Below are 15,362 nucleotides of genomic sequence, written 5' to 3'. Positions count from 1 at the left end.
GCCTCTCGCCCCGCGCGCGGGGCGGGGCGAGCAGGTCAGTCGAGGCGGGCGGCCTTGAGGGACATGTGCAGCAACAGCCGGTCCTCGCCCTCGTCCAGGTCGAGGCCCGTCAGTTGCTCCACCCGGCCCAACCGGTAGTACAGGGTCTGGCGGTGGATCCCCAGGGCCGCCGCCGCCCGACCCGCCTGCCCGGCGCAGTCCAGGAACACCTCTGCGGTACGGGCCAGTTCCCGGTGCGTGGCGTCCAACAGGACCCGGGTGGAGGGGTCTTGCGCCCGGCCCGCAGCCAACGAGGCCAGCAGTCGGTACGGTCCGATGGCCGACCACCGCGCGACCTGCCCGAGCCGGGGCTGCGCGGACGCCGCCCTGGCCGCGGCCGCGGCCTCGGCCCACGCGTCGCCGAGCGTGCTCAGCCCGCGCCGGGGCTCGGCGACGCCGGCGGTCGCGGCGACGGGTCCCGTCGGCGTCGCGGGGCGGGGGAGCAGCCGGGAGGCCAGCGCCTCCACCGGGGCGACGGAGTCCGCCGAGCGGAGTCGGACCAGGACCGCCAGAGCCGCCTGACCGGGGCCCGGGTCGCCGTCGACCCCGCCCGACCCGCCGGCGCCGGTCCCGGCGGCGGAACGGTCACCCGATCGGGTGTCGGGTCGGCCCCCCGGATGATCGGCGGCCCGCCCCGACCCGGCCCGCCCCGACGCGGCCCGCCCCGCCGACGCGGCCCGACCGGACGCAGCCCGACCCGACGTGGCCCGCTCCGACGTGGCCCGCTCCGACCCGGCGCGGTTCGCCCCGGGGCGGTCCGGCCCGCCCCGGTCCGTCCCGTTCGCGCGGCCCGGCCAGGGCCACGGCACCACGCACACCGCCGCCGCGCCCGGCACCGAACCCGGGACCTCCCCGGGCCACGGGGTCACGCACACCACCGCGTGCAGCCCGTCGCCGTCGGCTCCCAGGGCCGTGCGCAGCGCGGTCAGCGCCATGTCCCGCTGCCAGCCGCGGTCGGCCGTGAGCGCCGCGCGGAACTCCCGCGACAGGTCCGCCCCGGCCTTGGCCTCCTCGGCGAGCAGCACCCCCACCCGCTCGGCGACCTCCATGGCGGCGGCGAGCGCCGCCGGACCGGGCCCCGCGTCGGGTCCCGACTCCGGGTCGAGGAGCCACACGTACCCCTGGACGATTCCCCGGTAGCGCACCGGCAGACAGAGCCGCCCCCGGACGACACCGGCATCGGGGGCGGCCGGGATGCGTACCGGGCCGGTGGCGCGGGCGATGCCGAAGCCCTCGAACCAGGACCGGACGGCAGCCGTCGACTGCCTCGTCAGGATCGAGCGGGTGCGGACCGGGTCCATGGCCGCGTCGTCGTCGCCGTCGTGCGCGCCGAACGCGATGAGGCGGAAGTCCCGGTTCTCCAGGGTCGCGGGGGCGCCGAGCAGCGCCGAGATCTCGTCCACCAGGTCCTGGTAATCGCCCTTCACCCGGCCATTCTCCCACCCGCGGAACGGTTCTTCAGACAGATGTATGAGATGTCGACAACGGATGCGTGACAGCTGTCGATGGCAGAGGATCGTGGAGATCCTTAGGTTTCACGGTGGTTTTACATGCGTTTCTCTTACGTCCACGCCATGCCGGCGCGAGATCGTGAATCTGCTTCTGCCACCCGTTGGAGGTGCCCCGTGCTGGGTCCCGCGATCCTCGCCGCTTCCCGCAGCGACAAGCTGCGCCGAATCGTCTCCGCCGCCCCGGTGACCAAGCCCGTGGTGAACCGGTTCATCCCCGGTGAGACGGTCGGCCAGGTCATCCCGATCGTCGAGGACCTCACGCGCAAGGGCCTCGAAGTCACCCTCGACGTGGTCGGCGAGGACATCACCGCCGTGGAGCAGTCCCACGCCGCGCGCGACGCCTACCTCGAACTGATCGGGCGGCTGGCCGAGCTGGGCCTGGGGGAGACCGTCGAGATGTCGGTCAAGCTCTCGATGTTCGGCCAGGCCCTCGAAGGCGGCCACGAGCTGGCCCTCGCCAACGTGCGCCCGGTCGTCGAGGCCGCCGCGGCCATCGGCACCACCGTCACCCTGGACGCCGAGGACCACACCACCCTCGACTCGATGTTCGCCATCCACGAGGAGCTGCGCCGGGACTTCCCGCAGACCGGCTGCGTGATCCAGGCCTACCTCTTCCGCACCGAGGCCGACGCCCGCCGGCTCGCCGAGGCCGGCAGCCGCGTCCGGATCGTGAAGGGCGCCTACAAGGAGCCCGCCGAGGTCGCGTACCAGGACAAGGCCGAGATCGACAAGGCGTACGTCCGCATCATGCGCATCCTGATGGAGGGCGAGGGGTACCCGATGATCGGGTCCCACGATCCGCGCCTGATCGCCATCGCCCAGGAACTGGCCCGCAAGGCCGGCCGCAAGCCCGACGAGTACGAGTTCCAGATGCTGTACGGGATCCGCAGCGACGAGCACCTGCGGCTGGCCGCCGAGGGACACCGGATGCGCGTCTACACCGCGTACGGGACCGACTGGTACGGCTACTTCATGCGCCGCCTCGCGGAGAAGCCGGCCAACCTCCTCTTCTTCCTCCGCTCGATGATCACCAAGAACTAGGTCCAGAACCAGGTTCAGAACTAGCTCAAGGAGTTGCCAGACCCATGGATGCTGTGACCCAGGTCCCCGCGCCGGTCAACGAGCCGGTCCACTCGTACGCCCCCGGCAGCCCGGAGCGCGCACGTCTCGAAATCCAGCTCAAGCAGCTGTCAGAGAACCCGATCGACCTCCCCATGACGATCGACGGCGTCAAGCGGATGGGTGGCGGCGAGCGCTTCGACGTCGTCCAGCCGCACGACCACAAGTCGGTCATCGGCACCTACGCGAACGCCACCGAGGCCGACGCCCAGGCCGCCGTCGACGCGGCCCTGGCCGCCGCCCCGGCCTGGCGCGCGATGGACTTCGACGACCGCGCCGCGATCATCCTGCGCGCCGCCGAGCTGCTCGCCGGCCCGTGGCGCGAGAAGCTGGCCGCCTCGACCATGCTGGGCCAGTCGAAGACCGCCCAGCAGGCGGAGATCGACACCCCCTGCGAGCTCGTCGACTTCTGGCGCTTCAACGTCCACTTCGCCCGCCAGATCCTGGCCGAGCAGCCCGCCGCGAACAGCGCCGGCGTGTGGAACCGCAGCGACCACCGCCCGCTGGAGGGCTTCGTCTACGCGATCACGCCGTTCAACTTCACGGCCATCGCCGGCAACCTGCCGACCGCCCCGGCCCTGATGGGCAACGTGGTCGTGTGGAAGCCGTCCCCGACGCAGACGCACTCCGCGGTCCTGCTGATGGAGGTCCTGGAGGCGGCCGGTCTGCCCAAGGGCGTCATCAACCTGGTGACCGGTGACGGCATCGCCGTCTCCGAGGTGGCCCTGAACCACCCCGAGCTGGCCGGCATCCACTTCACCGGCTCGACCAAGACCTTCCAGCACCTGTGGAAGACCGTCGGCAACAACATCGAGAAGTACAAGTCCTACCCGCGCCTGGTCGGCGAGACCGGTGGCAAGGACTTCGTCGTCGCCCACCCGTCCGCGGACCGCGACATCCTGAAGACCGCCCTGACCCGCGGCTCCTTCGAGTACCAGGGCCAGAAGTGCTCGGCCTCCTCGCGCGCCTACGTCCCGGCGTCGATCTGGAACGACGGCTTCAAGGAGGCCTTCGCGGCCGAGGTCGACGGCATCACCATGGGTGACGTCCGCGACCTGTCGAACTTCGTCGGCGCCGTCATCGACGAGCGTTCGTTCGCGAAGAACAAGGCCGCGATCGACCGCGCCAAGGCCGACCCGACCTGCACGATCGTCGCCGGCGGCAGCTACGACGACTCGGAGGGCTACTTCGTCCGCCCGACCGTCATCGCCTGCACCGACCCGGAGAACGAGGTCTTCACGACCGAGTACTTCGGCCCGATCCTCGCCGTGCACGTCTACGAGGACGCGGACTTCGACGCGATGCTGGAGCAGATGGAGTCGGTGTCCGCGTACGCGCTGACCGGCGCCGTCATCGCCCAGGACCGCTACGCGGCGGCCGACGCGATGGAGAAGCTCCGCTTCGCGGCGGGCAACTTCTACATCAACGACAAGTCGACCGGCGCCGTCGTCGGCCAGCAGCCCTTCGGCGGCGGCCGCGCGTCCGGCACGAACGACAAGGCGGGCGCGGCCTCCAACCTGCTGCGCTGGACCTCGACCCGCTCCATCAAGGAGACCCTGGTCCCGCCGACCGACTACGCGTACCCGCACATGGGCTGACCTCCCTGCCCTGCCGAACCCCGCCCCCGCTCCGGTACCCCCAAGTCCGGAGCGGGGGCGGTCACGGTTGCGGGACCGTTCTCAGACCTCGACGATGACCTGGTCCAGGGACTTGCGCAGCAGGTCCGGGACCTCGCAGTCGTCGGCCGGGTAGCCGACGGGGATGACCGCGAAGGCCTTCTCGTTCTCCGGGCGGTTCAGGACGTGCCCCAGGAACCGCATCGGGCTCGGCGTGTGGATCAGCGCGGCGAGCCCGCTCAGGTGGAGGGCGGACAGGAGCATGCCGACGGCGATGCCGACCGACTCGTCCACGTAGTAGTGCTTGCGCTTCGTACCGTCGGGCCCCAGCCAGTACCGCTGCTGGAAGACCACGATCAGGGCCGGAGCGTCGGTCAGGTGGTTCTTGACCGCGTCGGTGCCGAGGGGACGCAGCGCGGCGAGCCATTCGTCGCCGAGCCGGCCGTCGTAGGAGATCTGCTCCTCCTGCTCGGCGGCCGCGCGGATCTGCTGGCGGATCTCGGGGTCCTTGACCAGGACGAACGTCCAGGGCTGCTGGTGCGCACCCGACGGGGCCGTGGCGGCGCAGGCGATCGCGTCCCGGACGACCTGCTCGGGCACCGGGTCGGTGGAGAAGTGACGGACGGTGCGCCGCTCGTCCATCCGGGCCCTCAACTCGGCCGCGCGCGCGAGGGATTCCGGGCCCGGCATGCGCGCGGGTCGGTAGGGGACGGGCCGGTAGGGCCGGCCATGGGTGGGGGTCCACTGCTGGGTCTCAGGCGACATGGGCAGATCTTCACGCGCGGAACCGCCCGCCGCCAGGGTCGCGTCATCAGTCACTGTCCGATGTGTACTGACAGGGGGGCTATGAACATGGCGCAGGCCGGTCGATTTCTGGAGTGGGACGGGTGTTTCAACGCGCGTGACCTGGGAGGTGTGGGGCAGGTCGTGCCGGGGGCGGCCGTGCGCGCGGACCGGCTCGACCGGCTCACCGGGCAGGGCTGGACCACCGTCGTCGCCCACGGCGTGCGGACCGTCGTCGACCTGCGCAATGACGACGAGGTGGAAGGGGACCGCGCACCCCGTCCCGACCTCCTGACCACGGTGCGGATACCCCTGGACGGGCTCGAACACCGGGACTTCTGGGACGTGTGGTGGGGGACCCCCGGTTTCGGCACCCCCGCGTATTTCCAGCCTTTCCTGGAGCGATTCCCCGACCGCGTCGCCGCCGTGGCCCGTGCGATCGCCGACGCCCCGCCCGGCGGGGTGGCCTTCCACTGCGGTCTGGGCCGGGACCGCACCGGGATCATCGCCCTCGTCCTGCTCCGGCTCGCCGGGGCGAGCCCGCGGGAGATCGCCGTCGACCACGGGCTGAGCGAGTCCCGGGTACGGGCCGGGTACGCCGCGCGGGGCCGACCGTACGACGACGCGGAGATCGAGACGTACGTCGCCGGGCTCGGCACGACCGTCCACGCGCTGGCCCGGCAGACCGCCGAACGGTTGGACGCACGGGCCTACCTGCTCGACGCCGGACTCGACGCGGGCACGCTGGAGAGGCTCACCGGTCGGCTCCGGGGCGTTGGTACCGTCGCCGGATGACGGCGAACACGAGTGACGGCACCCTCCTGCGGCACACCGGCGAACTGGGCACGACGGAGTTCGGCGAGATCCGCGCGCTGCTGGACGACGCGTTCGACGGGGACTTCGCCGACGAGGACTTCGAGCACGCGCTCGGCGGGATGCACGTGCTGGTGCGGGAGGACAGCGGGCTGGTCGCGCACGGCAGTGTGGTGCAACGCCGGGTCGTGCACGCCGGCCGGGCCCTGCGGACCGGGTACGTCGAGGCGGTCGCCGTACGCTCCGACCGGCGCCGCCGCGGTCTCGCCGGGCGGGTCATGGCCGAACTGGAGGGTGTGATCGGGCGGGCCTACGAACTGGGCGCGCTGTCCGCCTCCGACGACGGCGCCGCCCTGTACGCGGGGCGCGGCTGGCGGGTCTGGGGCGGCCGGATCGGCGTGCTCGGCCCGGCCGGACCGCGGCGACTCGCCGAGGAGGAGGGCTCCACGTACCTCTGGGCGCCGCCCGGCGGGGCCCTGTTGGACCCCACCGGGCGGCTCGACTTCGACTGGCGCAACGGGGACGTGCTCTAGGTCCTGTCGTCGAAGTGGCGCGGGCCAGGCGAGACTTTGACGACAGGGCCTTAGTCCGTCTCCTTCGGATCTCGTCGGTCGGGGCCGCTCAGCCCGAGACGCTCGGCGACCCGTACTCGATGTGGCCCGTGTAGCGGCGCGACCAGGTGCCGTCGGAGTCGGCCAGGATCGTGAAGTCGTACCAACCGCCGTTGTAGGCGACGGCGTTGAAGAAGTCCTCGCGCGAGGAGTTCGCCGGGACCTTGTACGTCCACGGGCCGTCCGTGCGGTAGGCGTCGGAACGGATCGTGAAGGTGACTGCCGCCGCGGAGGTGTTGGTCATCTTGAAGTACACGGCCGTCTTGCCCGTGCCCGGCTCCACCGCGAAGCGCGCCGCGACCTCGATCGCCTTGCCCGCCTTCGACGCGTCGCCGATGAAGCGGCGCAGGAAACGGTTCGGCCCGTGCATCGAGATGTCGTACTTCCCGGAGCCGCTGCCGAGGCCGACGCTGAAGTAGTCCGTCGAGGTGGCGCCCGCGTCCACCGTGTACTGCCAGGGCGTCGTGTCCCGGTGCTGGTGCGGGTGGATCGAGAAGTGCGCGGGCCGCTTCGCGTGCGCGCCCAGGTTGGACATCGAGAACCAGGCCAGGATCTTCCCGGCGGCCCCGAACTCGAAGCGGTCCAGGTTGCCGTTCACCTGGTACGGCAGGGCGCGCGCCGGGCGGGTGCCGGGCTCCTGCGTCGGGAGCGCGTTGTCCTGCGGGGCGGGGTTGGGCAGCGGGGCGCAGGTGGCCTGGCCGATGACCTTCGCGGTCGAGGGCAGGCCGGAGGGAACGCCGTGGACGGGGTGCGCGAAGTCGAAGACGCCGGTCAGGTCGCCCACCACCCTGCGGCGCCAGGCGCTGATGTTCGGACAGGTCGCGGGGGTGCCGAGGGCCGTCGTCCAGGTCTCCATGAACCGCAGCACCGAGGTGTGGTCGAAGACCTCGGAGCTGACCCAGCCGCCCCGGGTCCACGGGGACATCACGAGCATCGGGACGCGGAAGCCCAGCCCGATCGGGAGGCCGTCGAGGTACTCGTCGGGCGTGCCGGGCGGTGCGACGGGCGGCGGCACGTGGTCGAAGAACCCGTCGTTCTCGTCGTAGTTGAGGAAGAGGACGGTGGAGTCGAAGACCTCCGGGTTCGCGGCGAGGGCCCGGTAGACCAGGTCCACGAAGTGCGCGCCGTCACCGGGCGGCGCGTACGGGTGCTCGGAGAAGGCCTCGCTCGCCACGACCCAGGACACCTGCGGGAGGGTCCCGGCGACGACGTCGGCGCGGATCGCGGCCGCGATGTCGTCCGGGGTGGAGCCGGTGATCTTGGGGACGGAGCCCATGCCGCGGTCCCACAGCGGGTTGCCGGGGGCCGCGTCGGTGAACTTTTTGAAGTAGGCGAGGCCGTTGTCCCCGTAGTTGTCCTGGGCGTTCTGGTAGACCTTCCAGCTCATCCCGGCCCGCTGGAGCGCCTCCGCGTACGTCTCCCAGGTCAGCCCGGACTCGTCGCCGCCGTCCTTGCTGCTCGCGTCGACCTTGCCGCTCCACAGGAAGGTGCGGTTGGGGCCGGTGGCGCTGAGGGCGGAGCAGAAGTACGCGTCGCAGACCGTGTAGTGGTCGGCGAGCCCGTAGTGGAAGGGAATGTCACCCCGGTCGAGGTGACCGAGGGTGCGGGTGTTGCCGACACCGGTGACGAAGTTGTCCATCCGGCCCTTGTTCCAGGCCGCGTGCTGCGAGGTCCAACTGTGCGGGAGGTCGCCGGTGCACTGGGCGAGGGTCGCGCCGTCCACCCCGCCCGCCGGCGGGGTGGCGCTGAGTTTCCACGGGTACTGACGGCCGCCCCAGTTCGGCTGGTTGAACATGCCCCAGCCGCCCGGGAGGTTCCCGGCGGCACGGTCGCCGAAGCCGCGGACGCCCTTCAGCCTGCCGAAGTAGTGATCGAAGCTGCGGTTCTCCTGCATGAGGATCACCACGTGCTTCACGTCGGTGATCGTGCCGGTCGCGGCGGCCGCGGCCGCCGAGGTCGCGGTGACCGCGGGCAGGCCGGCGCCCGCCACCAGTCCGGCGCCGATGCCCACGAAACCCCTGCGGCTGATCGGTGTCACTGACTGCTCGCCTCCAACTCGCGTGCCCCGTCGGCACATTGAGCGCAAGGGTGGCCGGACCCGCGCCAAAGGTCTACATCCGTGCGGTAAGAGTTCGGTGAACTTCCGGGTGGCCGGAATCAGTCCCCGAGCCGGACCAGCATCTTGCCCAGATTGTCCCCGCGCAGCACCCCCAGGAAAGCGTCCACCGTCCGGTCGATGCCCTGGACAACGGTGGTGTCGGTGCTCACCCGACCACTGCGCAGGTGCGGGACCAGGAAGTCCTCCAGCTCCTCCTGCAGATTGGTGTGATGGCGAACCAATACCCCTTCCAGGCGGAGCGACTTGTGTACGACCTCGAAGAGATTGCGGGGAGCGGCGGGCGACCGGTCGCCGTTGTACATCGAGATCCCCCCGACCCACGCGATCCGCCCGTACTCGCGCAGCGCGCCGATCGCACCCTCCAGGTGGTCGCCGCCCACGTTGTCCACGTACACGTCGATCCCGTCCGGGGCCGCCTTCGCCAACTGCTCGCCGACCGGGCCGTCGTGGTAGTCGAAGGCCGCGTCGAAACCCAGCACCTCGGTGAGCCGGCGCACCTTGGCGGGCGAGCCCGCGCTGCCCACGATCCGCCGGGCGCCGAGCAGCCGGGCGATGTGCCCGGTCGCGGTGCCGACCCCGCCCGCGGCGGCGGACACGAACAGGTCCTCCCCCTCGCGCAGCGCCGCGGTGCGGGTGAGCGCCGCGTACGCGGTCAGTCCGGTGCCGCCGAGGATGCTCAGGTACGCCTCCAGTGGGACGCCCTCGTGGCCGCGCAGCGTACGGGTGCCGTCCACACCGAGGGTGACGAGGGCGTGCGTGCGCCAACCCGCCCGGTGGAAGACCAGGTCGCCCTCGGCCAGCCCGGGATCCCGCGAGGCGATCACCCGACCCACCGCACGGCCCTCCAACGGGGCGTTCAGCTCGAAGCCGCCCTCCCCGCCGTCCATCAGGCCCCGGTGGTACGGGTCCACCGAGAGCAATAGGTTCTCCACCAGGGCGGTGCCGGGTGCGGGGGAGGGGACGGGGCCCTCCGCGAGGGTGAACGCGGCGGCCGTCGGGAAGCCGGAGGGGCGGGCGATCTGGTGGACGGCGAAGGCCGTGTCGGTGGTCATGGCGATCACGCTAGGAAGGAATCCCGGGCCCGGGCAGGGGGTTGCGCTCATGGAAGGCGCACATCCATGAATGGCGCTCATACGACGAGGTGGGAGCACCCATGGCCGCCGGCTCGACCGAACTCGCCCCCCGGGAACTGCGCGTCCTGGTCGCCGTCGCAGACACCGGCGGCTTCTCCGCCGCGGCCGCCGCCCTGGGGATCGGCCAGTCCGCCGTCTCGCACTCGGTGCGCGGCAGCGAGACCAAGGTGGGCGCGGTGCTGTTCGAGCGCGGACGATCGGGAGCCTCGCCGACCCCGGCGGGGGAGCGGGCCGTCGCCCTCGCCCGGCGCATCCTGCGGCTGTACGAGGTGCTGGGCGCGGAGGCCCGCGGCGCCGGCCGGGGCGCGGTGGAGGGGACGCTGCGCATCGCCGCCTTCCGCAGCGCGGCCCTGCACCTGCTGCCGCCCGCGCTGGAGCGCCTGGCGGCCCTGCACCCCGACATCCGGCCCGAGGTGCGGGTGGTGCGCGAGATCGGCGCGGGGGCGGCGGGGGAGGTGCTGGCCGGGCGCGCCGACCTGGGCATCGCCACCCTGGGCGCGGGGGCGGACGCCCGGCCCGAGTTGCTGACCGGTGAACTGGTGCGGGAGGCGTACGCCCTGGTCCACCCCGCCGGCCACCCGGACCCGAGGTCGCTGCCCCTGCTGGACTGGGACGAGAACTGCGGCTCGTACACCCGCGCGTGGTGGCGGGCCCAGGACTGGATCCCGCGGGCCACCGTCAAGGCCGAGGACGACGCGATGGTGCTGACGATGGTCGGCAGGGGGCTGGGGATGGCGATCCTGCCCGAACTGTCGCTGGGCGAGGCCACGGACGCCGTCGAGATCACCGATCTGGGCCCCGAACGGCCCATGAGACGGGTGGGATACGTCACGACGGCGGAATCCGCCTCCACTCTCGCCGTCAGGTCCCTGATCAGGGAACTTCGCGCGAACAAGGGGTGAAACGGACCCTCGGGGCGGCCCGTCCGGGGGTCTTTCCGGGGGATTGCCGTCTCAGATAGTAGGAAGTCCGAGTAATTGCGGAGACATACAGCGGGACCTGGCCTAGCTTTGTAGGAGCCGAACGTCTCGCCGATCCGGCGAATGGCGGTCGAGAGCGCGCGCCCCTGGCAGGCAACCCCTGCGGCGCACCGCTCCCCGCCTCTTCCGGCGCCTTGAAGGAACCCCTCATCCGTGGCCCCGCCACGCCGTGATCTCAAGGAGTCGATCACCATGACCCGTCACACCCCCGCAGTCCGCCGCGTCCGCCACTCCTCCCAGGCCGAGGCGGACCGCAAGAACGCCGCCGCCGCCCTCCAGCGCGCCCTGGACCGCCGCGACAACGGCGGCTCGACCGGCCACTGAGCCCACCGGCCGCCCCTCGCGGGCGGCCCTCCGGACACGCCCGGGCCCGGGACATGTTGCGTTCACCATCGTCCACATGGTGGACGCAATATGTCTGAGGGCTGGGACAGGGAGTACGGTTTTCCCATGTCGACCAGCATCAATCTCGCAGTGATCCCCGGTGATGGCATCGGCCAGGAAGTCGTGGCTCAGGGCCTCAAGGTCCTGACCGCGGTCCTGCCTCAGGATGTGAAGCTGGAGACCAAGGAGTACGACCTCGGCGCCCGGCGCTGGCACCGCACCGGTGAGACCCTCCCGGACGCGGAACTCGAAGCGCTGAAGCACCACGACGCGATCCTGCTGGGCGCCATCGGCGACCCCTCGGTCCCGTCCGGCGTCCTGGAACGCGGTCTGCTGCTCAAGCTCCGCTTCGCCTTCGACCACTTCGTCAACCTGCGCCCGTCGAAGCTCTTCCCCAACACGGCCACCCCGCTCGCCGGCCGCCCGGAGATCGACTTCGTCGTGGTCCGCGAGGGCACCGAGGGCCCGTACACCGGCAACGGCGGCTCGCTGCGCACCGGCACCCCCGCGGAGGTGGCGACCGAGGTCAGCCTCAACACCGCGTACGGCGTCGAGCGCGTGGTCCGTGACGCCTACGCGCGGGCCGACGCCCGCGCCCGCAAGAAGCTGACGCTGGTCCACAAGAACAACGTCCTCGTGTACGCGGGTCACCTGTGGAAGAACATCTTCGACAAGGTCGGCCAGGAGTACCCCGAGGTCACCACCGACTACCTGCACGTCGACGCCGCGACGATCTTCTTCGTCACGCAGCCCGATCGGTTCGACGTCATCGTCACGGACAACCTCTTCGGTGACATCCTCACCGACCTGGCCGCCGCCGTCACCGGCGGAATCGGCCTGGCCGCCTCCGGGAACATCAACCCGACCGGCGCCTTCCCGTCCATGTTCGAGCCCGTCCACGGCTCGGCCCCGGACATCGCGGGCACCGGCAAGGCGGACCCGACCGCGACGATCCTCTCGGTCGCCCTCCTGCTGCGCCACCTCGGCCACGAGGCCGAGGCCGCCCGCATCGAGGACGCCGTCTCCGCCGACCTGGCCGAGCGCGACGGCACCTTCCGCTCCATCGAGGCGATCGGCGACGCCCTCGCCGCGCGAGTAGCCGGCTGACCCGGCAACCCCGTCTCAGGAAGCCGCCGGGTCGCGACCACCGCACCCGGCGGCTTTTCCTGTGCGGCCCCGGGTGCCACCATCTCCCCTGGGCCGCAAACTCCCTGTTTCACCGAAGCCTCCCTGCGCGCGATAATCGAACGCGAGGCCGCGGAATGCGGGGATGCTCGGACGTCCTAGTACGCCGTGAGCGCGGTCCGCCCTACAAAACCGGTGAAGGACAAGCACTCATGACGACGCCCCCGATCGAGCTCAAGCCCTCCTCGAACCCGCTGTCCGACGCGGAGCGCGAGGCGATCCTGGCCAGCCCCGGCTTCGGCCGCCACTTCACCGACCACATGGTGACGATCAAGTGGACCGAGGGTCGCGGCTGGCACGACGCCGAGCTGGTCCCGTACGCGCCGCTGTCGATGGACCCGGCGAACATGACCCTGCACTACGCGCAGACCATCTTCGAGGGACTCAAGGCCTACAAGCAGCCCGACGGCACCGTCGCCACCTTCCGCCCCGAGGCCAACGCCGACCGCTTCCAGGCCTCGGCCCGCCGCATGGCGATGCCCGAGCTGCCCTCGGAGCTGTTCATCGCCGCCTGCGACGCGCTCATCAAGCAGGACCGCGCCTGGGTCCCGGACTCCGGCGAGGCCTCGCTGTACCTGCGTCCGTTCATGTTCGCGTCCGAGGTCGGTCTGGGCGTCCGCCCGGCCAACGAGTTCCTCTTCATGGTCATCGCCTCGCCCGCCGGCGCCTACTTCCCCGGTGGCGTCAAGCCCGTCTCCGTCTGGCTGTCCGAGGACTACGTCCGCGCGGTCAAGGGCGGCACCGGCGCGGCGAAGACCGGCGGCAACTACGCGGCCTCCCTCGTCGCCCAGGCCGAGGCCGCCTCGCACGGCTGCGACCAGGTCGTCTGGCTGGACGCCGTCGAGCACCGCTGGATCGAGGAGATGGGCGGGATGAACCTGTACTTCGTGTACGGCGACCGCATCGTCACCCCCGAGCTCACCGGCTCGCTGCTGCCCGGCATCACCCGCGACTCCCTCCTCACGATCGCCCGCGACCTCGGCTACACCGCCGAGGAGGGCCGCATCACCACCGAGGACTGGAAGCGCGACAACGAGAACGGCACCCTGACCGAGGTGTTCGCCTGCGGCACCGCGGCCGTCATCACCCCCGTCGGCTCGGTCAAGTCCGGCCGCGCGAACTGGACGCAGGGCACCGGCGAGCCCGGCGAGGTCACCATGAAGCTCCGCAAGGCGCTCCTCGACCTCCAGACCGGCCACTCCGCCGACCGCCACGGCTGGATGCACCCGCTGGGCTAGGTCGTCTCTTTCGGATCTTGTCGGTCGGGGTCGCGGCGTCCGGTGCCGTGCCTGGCAAGGCGGAGGGGCGCCCGTGTACTGGACGTACTCGGGTGCCCCGACAACGCCGCCAGGGGCGGTGCCGGGCGCCGCGGCCCCGGCACGATCCGAAAGAGACGGCCTAGTCCCCCCGCGCTCGACGAAGTACGGCGAGAGGCCCGCACCCCGGATCCGGGGTGCGGGCCTCTCGCCGTACAGGGGGACCGGGGGCCTAAGCGGCGACCGGCTCGTCGGCGGCGTCGGCGGCGGCCGGTGCGGGGACGGCCGCCTTCCGCCGGGTGAGGGCCGTGTAGGCGAGGCCGCCGACCAGGCCGGACAGGACGAAGGAACAGTCCACGCCGCCCGTCAGGGCCAACAGCGGACCCTCGTAGAAGGGGGTGGCGACGGCGAGCAGGCCGACGCCCGCGCCGATCGCCCACGAGGCGGTGGCGGCCGGGTTCCAACCGCCCCGGTACCAGTAGATCCCGCCCACCGAGCGACGGTTGAACACCTGGAGGGCGTCGGCGTCGTACGTGCCGCGACAGCGCGCGTAGCCGATCAGGGTGATCACCGCCCAGGGGGTGCCGAGCGCGGTGAGCAGCAGCACGAACGAGGTCATCGCGGACTGGACGTCCCACTCGAAGGAGCCGACGAACACGAAGGCGGTGGCCACGGCGGCCGCGACCAGGGTGGCGGTCGTACGGGTGGCCCGGGGCACGATCGCGTCCAGGTCGAGGCCCATGGAGTAGAGCATCAGCCCGGCGTTGCCCACGGAACCCGCGGCGGCGGCGACGAGCAGCGGGACCAGGTACCAGAACGGCGAGGCGTCGACCAGCGGGCCGGCGTACTCGCCGCCGGCCCGCGCGGCGAGGGCGGTGTACGTGCCGAAGAGCTGCGGGACCAGCAGGCCCACCAGGAGCCCGAGCGCGGTGGACCGGAGCACCTTGCGGGAGTCGTGCCGGGCGGGGGAGATGTAGCGGGTGTAGTCGCCGAGCAGGGTGATGAAGGCGACGGGGCCGCTGAGGCCGGCGGCGACGGCGGCGAGCAGCCAGGTCGGCCAGAAGGAGCCGAGGAGGTAGGCGGTCTCCGGCGGCGCGGCGGCGGTGAAATCGGGGGCGTACGCGAAGACGCCGACGGCGAGCAGCACCACCATGCCGACGGAAAGGATCTTGCTCATCCGCAGCAGGAGCCGGTAGCCGAACACGGCCGCGACGACGGTACAGGCGGCCAGTGCGCCGTACATCACCGCGCGCGAGACACCGGTGTCCGGCAGCCCGGTCAGTCGGGACAGGGCGCCGACCATCACGTCGCCGCCGATCCACAGGGTCAGCGCCGTGTAGCCGAGGGAGAGCAGCAGGCCCACCACGGACCCGACCAGCCGACCGCGCACGCCGAACTGGGCCCCGCTGGAGGTGGACAGGTTGGTGGCGGTGCGCAGGGAGACCAGCGCCAGCGGGGCGGTGAAGGCGATCCCGACGACGGTGCCGGTCACGATCGCGGTCACCGAGGGCCACAGCCCCAGTCCGAAGGACGGGGGCAACCAGCCGAAGACGATCACACCGAGGCAGAGGTTGGAGCCGAGGAGGATCGAGATCAGGTCGCGGGGACCGCTCGTCCGCTCCTCCTCCGGGATGGTGTCGACTCCGCGCTGTTCGATGGGCATGGGGAACTCCCTTGGCAGGGCGGGGGGTGGTTCGCAAATGTTTGAGCGACATTCAATGTGACTCAGTCCCTGCTCTCCGGTCAATGCTTCACTGCCGGGAAATGAAGAGTTAGAGTGATGCTCTAACCCATTGACTCCGAAGGTGGTGGA

General features: G+C 71.6%; 13 protein-coding genes. 8 read left to right on the top strand and 5 right to left on the bottom strand.

The genetic code is table 11. The features are described from left to right. Positions 1-35: 35 nt before the first annotated feature. Complete coding sequence (locus OG906_RS11270) at positions 36-1,466, bottom strand: PucR family transcriptional regulator (RefSeq protein WP_329442216.1); 1,431 nt, start codon at positions 1,464-1,466, stop codon at positions 36-38. Between the two features lie 198 nt (positions 1,467-1,664). Between OG906_RS11270 and OG906_RS11265 the strand changes: the two genes are divergently transcribed. Both OG906_RS11265 and pruA read left to right on the top strand, forming a co-directional pair. Next, a complete protein-coding gene (locus OG906_RS11265; RefSeq protein ID WP_267801823.1) occupies positions 1,665-2,591 on the top strand; it encodes a proline dehydrogenase family protein in 927 nt (308 codons plus the stop codon). 44 nt (positions 2,592-2,635) lie between these two features. Then, positions 2,636-4,267 (top strand): L-glutamate gamma-semialdehyde dehydrogenase, encoded by a 1,632-nt coding sequence (pruA, locus tag OG906_RS11260; protein ID WP_267828343.1) that lies wholly within the window; start codon positions 2,636-2,638, stop codon positions 4,265-4,267. A gap of 81 nt (positions 4,268-4,348) precedes the next feature. Here pruA and OG906_RS11255 read toward each other — a convergent pair whose 3' ends face one another. Then, positions 4,349-5,050, bottom strand: a complete 702-nt coding sequence (locus OG906_RS11255) for a nitroreductase family protein (RefSeq protein ID WP_329442212.1) — start codon at positions 5,048-5,050, stop codon at positions 4,349-4,351. Positions 5,051-5,131: 81 nt separating this feature from the next. On the opposite strand from OG906_RS11255, the gene OG906_RS11250 reads away from it, so the two are divergent. Then, a complete protein-coding gene (locus tag OG906_RS11250; protein WP_267828342.1) occupies positions 5,132-5,863 on the top strand; it encodes a tyrosine-protein phosphatase in 732 nt (243 codons plus the stop codon). Continuing rightward, the gene (locus tag OG906_RS11245) at positions 5,860-6,414 is read left to right on the top strand and encodes a GNAT family N-acetyltransferase (protein WP_329442210.1); all 555 of its coding nucleotides are present in this window, start codon (positions 5,860-5,862) and stop codon (positions 6,412-6,414) included. The genes OG906_RS11250 and OG906_RS11245 overlap by 4 nt, the downstream gene beginning before the upstream one ends. Positions 6,415-6,502: 88 nt before the next feature. Here OG906_RS11245 and OG906_RS11240 read toward each other — a convergent pair whose 3' ends face one another. Beyond that, positions 6,503-8,530, bottom strand: a complete 2,028-nt coding sequence (locus tag OG906_RS11240; RefSeq protein ID WP_329442208.1) for a phosphocholine-specific phospholipase C — start codon at positions 8,528-8,530, stop codon at positions 6,503-6,505. A 119-nt stretch (positions 8,531-8,649) separates the two neighbouring features. Next, positions 8,650-9,663 carry an NADP-dependent oxidoreductase gene (locus OG906_RS11235; protein WP_329442206.1) on the bottom strand — a complete coding sequence of 338 codons (1,014 nt, stop codon included), beginning with the start codon at positions 9,661-9,663 and terminating at the stop codon, positions 8,650-8,652. Positions 9,664-9,764: 101 nt separating this feature from the next. Here OG906_RS11235 and OG906_RS11230 point away from each other — a divergent pair, with 101 nt between their 5' ends. The 4 genes from OG906_RS11230 to OG906_RS11215 all read left to right on the top strand — a co-directional run bounded on the left by OG906_RS11230 (position 9,765) and on the right by OG906_RS11215 (position 13,531). After that, positions 9,765-10,646, top strand: coding sequence for a LysR family transcriptional regulator (locus OG906_RS11230; RefSeq protein WP_329442204.1), 882 nt, complete (start codon positions 9,765-9,767; stop codon positions 10,644-10,646). A 270-nt stretch (positions 10,647-10,916) separates the two neighbouring features. After that, positions 10,917-11,048, top strand: a complete 132-nt coding sequence (locus OG906_RS11225) for a hypothetical protein (RefSeq protein ID WP_266950054.1) — start codon at positions 10,917-10,919, stop codon at positions 11,046-11,048. Positions 11,049-11,174: 126 nt separating this feature from the next. Beyond that, positions 11,175-12,215, top strand: a complete 1,041-nt coding sequence (locus OG906_RS11220) for a 3-isopropylmalate dehydrogenase (protein WP_329442201.1) — start codon at positions 11,175-11,177, stop codon at positions 12,213-12,215. 230 nt (positions 12,216-12,445) lie between these two features. After that, complete coding sequence (locus tag OG906_RS11215; RefSeq protein WP_329442199.1) at positions 12,446-13,531, top strand: branched-chain amino acid aminotransferase; 1,086 nt, start codon at positions 12,446-12,448, stop codon at positions 13,529-13,531. Positions 13,532-13,781: 250 nt separating this feature from the next. Here OG906_RS11215 and OG906_RS11210 read toward each other — a convergent pair whose 3' ends face one another. Beyond that, positions 13,782-15,212 carry a cytosine permease gene (locus OG906_RS11210; protein WP_329442196.1) on the bottom strand — a complete coding sequence of 477 codons (1,431 nt, stop codon included), beginning with the start codon at positions 15,210-15,212 and terminating at the stop codon, positions 13,782-13,784. Positions 15,213-15,362: the final 150 nt, after the last annotated feature.

The organism is Streptomyces sp. NBC_01426 (genome assembly GCF_036231985.1).
Classification (GTDB): domain Bacteria; phylum Actinomycetota; class Actinomycetes; order Streptomycetales; family Streptomycetaceae; genus Streptomyces.
This window is presented reverse-complemented; position numbering and strand designations above follow the sequence as displayed.